Annotated in this window: 7 protein-coding genes and 1 pseudogene; all 8 read right to left on the bottom strand. The window is 40.8% G+C overall.

Translation table 11 applies throughout. From position 1 onward, the window contains the following. Positions 1-530 (bottom strand): annotated as a pseudogene (locus Q0Y84_RS09795) (hypothetical protein); the annotation flags it as partial. Continuing rightward, positions 520-1,701 (bottom strand): baseplate J/gp47 family protein, encoded by a 1,182-nt coding sequence (locus Q0Y84_RS09790; protein ID WP_297953136.1) that lies wholly within the window; start codon positions 1,699-1,701, stop codon positions 520-522. The pseudogene Q0Y84_RS09795 and the gene Q0Y84_RS09790, both read right to left, overlap by 11 nt. Next, positions 1,691-2,059, bottom strand: coding sequence for a DUF2634 domain-containing protein (locus Q0Y84_RS09785; RefSeq protein WP_297953134.1), 369 nt, complete (start codon positions 2,057-2,059; stop codon positions 1,691-1,693). The genes Q0Y84_RS09790 and Q0Y84_RS09785 overlap by 11 nt, the downstream gene beginning before the upstream one ends. Beyond that, positions 2,059-2,520: a hypothetical protein gene (locus Q0Y84_RS09780; RefSeq protein WP_297953132.1), complete on the bottom strand. Its 462-nt coding sequence runs from the start codon at positions 2,518-2,520 to the stop codon at positions 2,059-2,061. Before Q0Y84_RS09780 ends, Q0Y84_RS09785 begins: the two co-directional genes overlap by 1 nt. Positions 2,521-2,531: 11 nt before the next feature. Further along, positions 2,532-3,599 (bottom strand): hypothetical protein, encoded by a 1,068-nt coding sequence (locus tag Q0Y84_RS09775; RefSeq protein ID WP_297953130.1) that lies wholly within the window; start codon positions 3,597-3,599, stop codon positions 2,532-2,534. Then, positions 3,599-4,009, bottom strand: a complete 411-nt coding sequence (locus Q0Y84_RS09770) for a hypothetical protein (RefSeq protein WP_297953128.1) — start codon at positions 4,007-4,009, stop codon at positions 3,599-3,601. The genes Q0Y84_RS09775 and Q0Y84_RS09770 overlap by 1 nt, the downstream gene beginning before the upstream one ends. A 4-nt stretch (positions 4,010-4,013) precedes the next feature. After that, the gene (locus Q0Y84_RS09765) at positions 4,014-4,964 is read right to left on the bottom strand and encodes a phage baseplate protein (RefSeq protein ID WP_297953126.1); all 951 of its coding nucleotides are present in this window, start codon (positions 4,962-4,964) and stop codon (positions 4,014-4,016) included. An 11-nt stretch (positions 4,965-4,975) separates the two neighbouring features. Beyond that, on the bottom strand, positions 4,976-10,039 hold the full coding sequence (locus Q0Y84_RS09760; RefSeq protein WP_297953125.1) for a phage tail tape measure protein: 5,064 nt from the start codon (positions 10,037-10,039) through the stop codon (positions 4,976-4,978). Positions 10,040-10,186 lie beyond the last annotated feature (147 nt).

Here is a 10,186-nt window from a genome sequence, read left to right as displayed (position 1 = left end):
TCTTGTGAACCTAGCCCAGCATACAGCTTCAAATGTGAAGTTGAAACGAATTTAATTTCATCAATCCAATAGCCCATTGCCAGCATGTTCTGCAGGTTTTTAATGATAAACTTCTGCATTTGCAAAGTTTTGACATAATCCCAAGGAATTTTCATCCCTACATGTCGCAATCCGGTCTTATAAACTTCAAACTTTTCTGGTTCAGCATTAAGAGCAGTACTCATAATGTGTACCATTGAAGGAATCGTACCTTGAGCGTGTGACATCAAAATATGAACAAAAATAATGAAGCGGTAAGTATCATCATCATCGCTAATTCTATAAGCTTTGCGGTCTTGTCCTAGTAGGTCTAGGGTTGTGCCTTTAGCTTCTTTAATCGAGCGCCATTTTGCTACTTTTTGCGCTTCATCGCTTACTTTTTCGAGTTCTTGGTTATAAACATCAAGCAACTTGTAAAGTACCGTATCATCGCGCTTATTCCAGTGATCAGCCAATTGTGCTATAAGTTGGTCAGTTGTCTCATAAGCCAATTAAATCAACCTCCACATTATCAATATCACAATGGGCAAATTCAGAACGCCCAATAGCAATATCATTACTGCTAAAATCGGAATTATCATCTTTAATAGTGATAATAGCATCATTAACACCATTGACGTCATAAGTAACGGGGTAAAGCTTAGTTAAAAATACCTTTTGTCCCATTTCTAGATTATTAATTTCATCGCAAATAGCTTGCTTAACATCGTCAACGCCAGCATCACTATTCCATGCGTCATTGGTATTAATTTGAACTTTAACTTTGATGTTATGCTGCTTAGCATGATCAAATTTAACTTCTTTAGGTGTCCCAGTTGCATCTTTAGCAGTCATCACAATTGAGCCAGCTAAAGATATTCCCGTGGCGCACCGATCAACTAAAGTTTGTGCAATATCGTGGTCGCTACCTCCTAGTACATAAATATGAACCGAGCATTTAGGATTGCCAAATTCGTCTGTCTCATAAGTGGAATTGTCAATAATTCCAACTTCTTTAACACCGTTAAGGTTCATTAATGCTGATTTTATACCAGGCTCTGTAGGACCAGGGCGTGCAGCATTTTCCATAATTAAACGATGTCTAAAAGTTTCATCGTCTTCATAGTCCTGCCCACCGCCTGCGGGCTTTGGGTTAGTAACTGAAATAATTTCTTCATCAGGATTTGATACAAGTGTAATTGAATTAGCAGGAACGTTGGTCATCTCACCAGTGTCTTCGCTTTGGACAGTCCCAACACCTTGCCAAGTGCCATCATCTTGCTTAGTAGTGAGTACATCATCAAGCAAGTCAAATACAAGACCGTCTTCAGTTTCAAATTTTTCGTCTGCCTGAATTAAGTACTCTTCTTCTGTTGTAATTACAACTTCAGCCAATGAATTTGAATCAATCTTTCTTGAAAGGTTAACGTTTGCGGCTAAGCGATCAAGGGCTGAACCAGTTGCCGTAGAATAGAATGCTGAGTAATAGATCAACTGCAATTCCTGTGATGAATCGTAGATTCTATCAGACATTTCACGGGCAAAAGCACCTAAGTTGGTGTTACTGGTTAAAGCGATGTCATCGCCAATTCTGGTTCTAAAAGCATCTTCAACATCATCTAAAAGCTCTTCATACGTTGGGGCTATGAAGCCCGTTTCTTTAAGTCCCCAATCAGTTGTCAACTTCTAACCCTCCTTCCACTTCACCTTCATTAGCAGTAGCTCTGAAAGTGATTCTTAATTTTCTACCAGGCATTTTTTCAAAATTGATCTCGTTAATCGTTTCAACTTCGGGCACGTTTGCCGTGATAGTTGCCCGCATGTCATTTTCCGCGGCTTGCTTGTTAAAATGCTTGCCTAAAAAGTTCGTATAATCCGACCCCATTTCAGGGGCTAGTCTTTGCATTTCACCATAACGGATTTCAAGCGTTGCTTGTATCCGCTGAGCTATTTCATCAAGTCCGCTAGTAATGCTTAAATCATGGGTAACTGGATCAATTTCCAAATCGTGGTTAGAACCTAACTTAATATCTCTAGCCATTAGTCATCACTTCCTAGCGTGCCAATGATTATGCTGTCATTAGCATCGTGGGTGCGGTTAGATTCGGGCGTAAATTCGTTACCCGTACCGTCCCAGTTGTCCATGTCACGATCAAGCGCAACATAAACTACAATCGCACCTACTCGCATACGTGGCTTTTTCGGCAACTTGCTAGTAATGCTAGAGCCAACATGTGCATCAACCTTGGCAAACTCAGGCTTGAGCTTTTCTAAAAGTTCATCTGTCTTGTAACAGTTCTCGGAAACTGGCACATCAAGAAATTGTGCTGATCTAGTGCCGTCTGCAAAATTAGCTAGCGGCTGAATATCAGCAACATGCTTTTTCTTGTTATACTTCACAACCCTTGCTATAGAAGCTGAATCAATTGAAGTATAAATTCGATGAACTAGCCTTGAAATTGCTACATACCACGATTTATTAATTTCACCTCTTGACTTCACATAATCACCTCCTAAACCTTAACTAGTGACATTTGTGTTTGTGGGCTTTCACCATCAAAACTATGCTGTCCACTTTTACAATAAAATTTACCTTTAAGATATTTTGAGTTCATAACAATACCCGTATTCGTAGTTATTTCAGGAATAAGTGGCGTTACAATCTCCCATGTATCTTGGTTCTTATTGTCTTCGCTTGATTCTGATTCAGAAGGAACTTGAATTAAGTCTTTATCGTCAATCTCGTACCATGTATGTCTAGGTGCTTTAGGATTAACGATTACTAATTTGCTCCCCTCATAAGTCATCTCAGACTTAGCTTTTTTTGCCCAATATTTAATCAAACTCAGTGGCTTTCCTTTAGCCGTGTAAGGCTTTTTGATACTGTCATTTTTTTGCAGATCAATTCGGTCAATCTTAATTCCAGATTGACTTGCTATACCTTCAATCACTTGTCTAAAAGAAGTGCCAGCCCTATAAGTTCGATTAACGTATTTAGTTTTAGTATCACGTGTTTTTACACTTTTATTAACAGTTTTAGGCTTCACCCAAACTTGTCTGTAAGCCCAATGATTAACTACGTGCTTTTGACCTTTTTTAGGACCACGCTTATATTCTTCAACCGTAGGCTTGCTATACCTTTGCGTCTTGTAATGACCTTTTTCAGTAACTTTGATAGTTTTGTGACCTGATTTCTTTTCAGTCTTTTTCATTTTCAAGCTTCTAGCCTTAACATTGCTATAGTTTGTGCCTTCTGAAAAAGTGATTACTTTGCTATCAGTTACACCATCATTATTCAGCTTGCCAGTGCTAGTAATGTAGCCCTCCGCAATTTTTTTGACGTCCTTGCCCCAATTAAAATTTAACCAGCAGTGCATTCCCTTCTTATAGAAATTCTTATGCTCTTTGGTCATGTTGAAAAGAGTCACGGTTATCGTTTGCGGGACTGGCTGGTTGCTGAAAGGTGCTTCAAAAGTAAACGGATAGTTATGCAAATAAGTTTCATCGTTGTAAACCGTTTGACGATTGCCCTTGCCGTCTTCTGCCACAAAAGACATATGGGGGTCTTTAGTAACAACCATCAGTAGGACACCTCTTCATCAGTCAAATCATCGTCTGATTCATTAGGGTCATAGCCTAACGGCTTACGCGATGGGTCTTCTGTTTCTGATCCGTTAGGGTCGACTACATCAAGATACATTTGCACTTCGTAGCCGAAAGAACCTTTTCCAGCATCTTTAGCCTTGCCCGTTTCGTCCATTGTTCTAATGTCGATTCTAGGAAGCTCCGGGTTAGGAATATCAATACCGACAAGTTGACCAAGCAAAAGCGGCTCTTGTGCTAAGAGCCGCTTTCCATCATGCCAAATTGTAACTGTGTAGTAATCTGCAACTTCGTTGTAGTCGATCCTAAACGTATAAGTATCATTGACAAGTCGAATATCAGAAATATCAGGTATTGATTTAACGTTAACTGGAATGTAGTTTCGCATTAAATCACCTTACCCTCAATTTATTTCCAGCATAAATTTTGTTAATATCTTTGATCTTATTAACAGTAGCTAGCCAATGAACAGACTTGCCATACTTTTTCGATAAAGCTAAAAGAGTGTCACCTGTTTTAATCGTGATAGCAGTATATTTCTTGTTTCTGCTACCCGCTACAGACTTAGATGATTTAGATGACGTTCTATGTCGCGTTTTATCGTTAGATTTAGTAATTTGTGCTTCGTAAACGAATTGAAAGTTGATTGAAACTTCAATATTGTCACGCAAGTTCTTGTAGCTATTACTCAAACTGGCAATCAAATAATGTGCGTAGGTAAAGTCTCCACGATATGTCAGCTTTAGCCCATTACTATTCCATGATTTAAGCATAGCAAATTTGCGATATGAGTCGGCTTTATCTTTACCGACAATAATGCCTGCAATAGTAGCACCCTTGCTAGTAATGCGTGTGTAATCACTATAAGGAGCGCCCTTATCAACTGGATATGAAGTAATGTTTGAAGAAACGGTTTCGGTTTCATCATCAGCAGGTGAAATATAAACGATATCTCCTTTTCCATCAGAACGATAAATTGCACATTTACCTTCATTTTTCCAACCAGTATTATGCTCAGCAATCTCATTCAGTTTGGCACTGAGGTCAGCTTTTTGCTGGACAATTCTGTCATAGCGATTTTTAGCAGCGTTATAGTTGCTTTTGTCTTTGCTTTTTCGTTTCTTAGCAGCATCAACCAACTTTAGGCAGTTGTCACGCTGACGAATAAGCTTTTTCTTTTTGTTTTTATCCTTAGTTTGACCAGACTTAAAGTCATAATTCTGCGCTCTAGAAAACATTTTCACATAAATAGCGCTATCATGCTTTCTTTGCTTATCCCAATACTTCATTGAATCGTAAGCCTTTTGCTCGGCTGTTCTCTTCTTTGGTTTAGTAGCTGGCATGACATCACCTCCTAGTAGTTATCTTCGTCAGTGCCTTCATCATGGGCAATATGCTCAAAGATAATTTCTAACTTTTGATCAACTTGATCACCAATCATTGCGGCTAGTTTCTGTAATGAAGTTTGGTCATTATCTACCTTGCCATTAACGTTTACATTAATCGTAATTGGGTGAGAACCAAGTTGACGCTTTAGTGGCTTAACTCCAGGTTTAGCTAAACTACTAAGCTTATGCTTAGTCTGTTCGTTTGAGTAGACATGCACCGGTTGCTTAAATTCTGCTAATTCTGGACCATGTTCGCCAACTAAAACTTTGTCGCCAACAATGGGGTCGCCGCCTTTTGCATAAGCGTGGTGGGACTGCCAGAATGACACAGCTTTAGCAACTGTGCCATAGCGATCGTGGATATAGTCTATAATTCCCATAAGTTGAGCGATAGGATTGCTCTTAGAACCGTGAGCGGTGTAATAATGCAAGTTATAGCCTTGCATTTGTCCCAGCCCATAAGTACCACTAGATGGGTTCGTTATTCTTGGATTCCAGCTAGATTCATGACTAACGATATAGTTAATACCAGCCCAATCCTTTTCAGGAATATGAGCTTGCTTCATCCAGTGAGCATGATCACCAGTAGCCTTACCAGCCATTAACCCACTAGTATCAGTATCTGCTAAATTGTCATCAATCCACTTTAAAGCACGGCTTCCTAATTCTCGCTTAGCTAATGCTTGCAAAGTTTTAGAAGCCTGTGCAGTAGCTGACTTTTTAACAGCATTATGCAAACCACGAACACGGTAAAAGCCGTATCCCATGCTTGCATCGTCTGAAATCTTAGAGACATGTGCTCTTGGTTCAGTTTCGTTAAACATTGTGCCAGTACGTGGGTTTTTAATAATCCCAACGTGTCCTGCTGCACCTGTACCGTGACCAAATATTACCAAGTCGCCAGGCAAAGTCTTAGATAAAGATTTACCAAGGTATTCTGTCCCTGATGATTCTTGCATTGCCACAGTAGTACGACCGATATTTACGCCAAAGTGACGTAAAGCTTGCATGACCATGCCTGAACAGTCGGAAAGATTTCTGCTTGCCGCACCAAGTTGGTATTTAACACCGCTGAAAGTTGATTCAGCATACTTTAAGAACGCTTCACGCGTTCCGCCCTTGCCATTAGCTCCACCAATTGCGCTGTTAATGACAGTCCACATTGCGTTAGACCAAGGATCACCAAACTTTGTTGATGAATTTTTAGCTAAATTAATAGAGCCTTGCCTTAAATCTGTACCGCTTGCCTTAATTTTTGAAGTGTACATATCAGCAAAACTCTTAGAAGGGTTATTTCCTGCTCTCTCAGCGATTTTTCTTAATTCACTATGACTTACGCCAGAGCCTTTTGCAAAGTGCGTCAGCCCAGCTGATTTTGCGACCTGCTGAGCCTGACGACCATTAAGTACGCCCCAGCCCTTTGGAATTGTCATAGTGACATTATTACCACGTGGTAAAAAGATTTCATTCTTGTCGCTAACTAAAGCTTCTTGACGTGGACCAGTTGTAGCGTCATTAACCATTGCTACAGTATTTTCAGTCAAACGACCATTAGTATCAGTACCAGTAGCAAAGTGTACTGGCTTGATGACGGAAGTGTTACCACCAAATTGCCCAAGGACTTGATCAATACCCTTAATACCAGAGTTAATCTGGTCAATTGTGTCGCCCATTGCAGAATGAGCGTACTTGGTCATGTGACCTAGCTCTTTACCAAAGCCCTTTGCAGTCGTAGAAGCAAGATCAACTACACCGTCATGCATCTTGTCCATTTGCTTATGAACGCCTGTCCGCATGTGGGTGTATTCGTCTATTGCCCCTTTTCGGCTCTTTTCAGCTTGTTTTGTGGTAGTGCTTGAGATCTTATGCCAGCTTGAATTGCTCTTCTTAGTGAGGTCATTAAGCGATTTTAACGACTTAGAAGCAATCTGTTTGTAGTCATCAGTAACTTTCTTAGTTGATTTACCTAATCCAGTATTGCCGCTAGCGTATCCCTTGAGTTTAAGACCAGCACCAAGACCACCACTCATAACTTTGGCAGTGTCACGCGCATTAAGAATCTTTTCACCTGACTGGATATTTGCTAATTGCGGACCTCTAGTACCAAGCAATCTAGCATGGTTAGCATAAGGCTTATAAGCTAGTTCAGGACCAGCTTCACCAACTAGCGAAGCTGTACCATTTGCGTGGGCTTTTAAGTGGGTTGAGCGGTTGATATCAGCAATCGTTGTAGATTTAGCCTTTGAAGCGTGATGACTAGCACCAGCTCCGTTTTGCATATTTTTAACAGACTTATTGGCACTCGATACACTAGTACTATTTTCAGACTTCTTAGTTTTCCAGTCTTTACCTGAAACAAAGTCCCAGACGTTTTTAACAGTGCCAACAATTCCGCCAATGACTGACTCAACCATGTCCTTAAGACCGGACAACATGCCGCCAACCATATCAACTGCGGATTTGACAACGCCCTTCATATCTTTCCAAGCCTTGCTCCATTTTCCATGGAAAATATCAGATATTGTTCTGACAACGCCAGACGATATTTTGACAATGCCCTTGATGCTAGACGTTACAATCTTTACAGCCCCACGAACAACACCGATTCCCGTTTTAATTAAGGTACTACCCTCTTTAATAACGAGTTTTAGTGAAGCCATTAATCCAGATTTTAAGAAGTTTTTGAAGTTTCTAAAGTCTTTATTGCGGTTAAGGTCGCGCCAATCTCGCCCAATGTCACGGGTCATGCTGCCAAATGATCTTTTTACACTTTTGACAGTGCCGCTGATCATTTTGCCCATACCTGCATCGTGCCAAGTCGTCTTAATTGACCATACGGCTTGCTTGAACGTCTTACCAACGGCTTTACCAAACTTGGTCTTGCTAAACCTTTTAGCCATATCGCCAGCCCATTTACCAGCTACTTGTCCTAATGTTGAGCCAATAGCCGCACCAGCTGGACCACCAAGGTAAAGCCCAACACCGCCGCCAATTGCGGAACCTATAGACTTACCATAATTTTCAAACTTCTTTTTAGGGTTCTTTGTGGTGATAGCTTTATAAAGATCAATACCAGAATTAAGCGCAACGCCAGCGCCAGCTAGAGCAGTAGCTCCTGTGCTTGCAGTACCGCCCAATTTACCAGCTACTTTGCTACCTAATCCAGTTTTCGCAAATTTGCCACCAATTAGATTAGAACTAACTTTACCTATAGCAGAACCCACTCCACCTAGAAGAGACGGGTTAGTCGCTTCTTCGCCAGCGCCTTTTGCCGCTGTTTTAGCTACGGTCTTACCACCAATTCCAAGCACATTGCCGACTAATCTTTTAGCAACAAAACCAGTACTTAAAGCGCCAGTAATAGCAGTGATATAGCCTAAAGTCTTTTTAACTGGCGCAGGCCATCCTTCGATAGCTCGCAAAATCTTGTTAACGAACTTCAACATATTGGCTAAGCCTGGAGCTATTTGCTGGGCAAACTGCATCCCCATATCTTTCAGCAACATCTTTGTCTTAGATAATTGATTCTGCAAAGATGACATATTTTTATTAGACAAGTTTGAAATGTAGTTTGTACTGTCTGCCCTGTTTGCCGCTCTCACATTATTAGCAACGTCACGATTATTTCTAGTCAAAATTAAAGCGTCGTTAAAGCCAGTTTGACCAAATAATTGTTTAAAGTCGCCAGTAACCCGATTAGACTTTTTGCCTTGCGTTGCTCGGTTAAGCATATTAAAGACCGTAGGTAGTTGCTTTAGATTACCCGACTTAGTAAAGAAATCAGCAGGTGATAATCCTAAATCCTTTAATGCCGCAGTCTTTGTTTTGCTTTTAGAAGCGCCAACCAAACTGGAAACAATCTGACGCAAACCAGTACCAGCCGAGGTACCTTCTTCACCGAAGTTGGATAAAGTGCCTAGAGCCGCAAGTGATGATGAAAGAGATTGCCCTGTTTGATGGAGGATTGAACCAGCCATCTTAAAGGAATTACCAAAACCACCTTCACCGCCAACTTGACCAGATGTCACGTCACCTACATAAGCCGCCTTGTTTAAGACTTCCCTTGTGTAACGTGCCATCTTTTTAGTACTGTTACCGGCTCGCTTCTTATACCCGAACTGTTCAAGCATAGGAGCGGCGGCATTAACAACGGAGTTGTAATCTTCTTTTGTTGCTTTAGCCGCTTGAACGAAATATTTGTGAGCCGCTAAATCTTGGCTACCAGAGTAACCACGTCTAATTAATTCTTCTGAGCCTTGAGCAAGTGAATCCTGGCCAACACCGTACTTTAAAGATAGATTGCGGTTTTCCCTTTGAATAGCCGCCGTATTCTTTTTAGCAGTGGCGGCACTATCTCCGCCGGTTTGCTGCAGATTTTTAATTACGTTGTATTCGTCAGCTAATTTAGTAGCTTCATCATTTGCATTCTTAAAAGCCGCCGCAACTGGGACCATTGCCGCCGCAATACCGGCTCCAACGGTAATTAGTTTTGAACCTGCATCATGAAGCAAATTGAAGCCCTTAGTTGCATTATCACTAGCAGTTCTATTGTTCTTCAGTGCTTCGTTGGTCTTTTCAGTGGCATCCTTTGCCGTATTAAAGCCATTTGAAGCGGTCTTAGCAGAATCGCCAGCTTTCCAGATTGTGTTGGATAACCCGCCCATAGTTTTAGCGGAATCACCAACGCCAGCAATTGAGGACTTTAATTTTATGTTTGCATCAATTAATCGGTCAGTTGAAGTTTTTGTTTCTTCTAAGTGTTTTTTGACTTCACTAGCAGTTTGACCACTTTCGGTAGCCATACCACCAAGTTGATTTTTTAAGCCAGCAACTGTACGACTTGTCTCTTCAACGGAATTTCTGTTTCTGTTGAATTGTTCAGTAAAGTCAGGAGCCTTTAAACGATCAAAGCGTTTTTCTAAAACACCGAGGTCAGAAATAAACTTTCTAGTTGTTTGCTCTGCTTCTTTTAGCGAATTATATTCAACGTTTGTATTAATTCCAATCCCTAGATGTTCGATATCAGCCACGTTTTCAGCTCCTTTCTTTAAAATTCAGGCAAAATAAAAACCCATCAACTTAATTGACAGGCATCACCTCTATTTATCACTACCGCCAAACAGACCACCGATATTATTTGCTCGGCTGGCGCTTGTGTTTTCTATATCTCGTTCCAC

The sequence above is a fragment of the uncultured Lactobacillus sp. genome (assembly GCF_947367125.1).
Lineage (GTDB): Bacteria > Bacillota > Bacilli > Lactobacillales > Lactobacillaceae > Lactobacillus.
The sequence above is the reverse complement of the archived record's forward strand: the minus strand, read 5'-3'. Positions and strand labels throughout refer to the sequence as shown.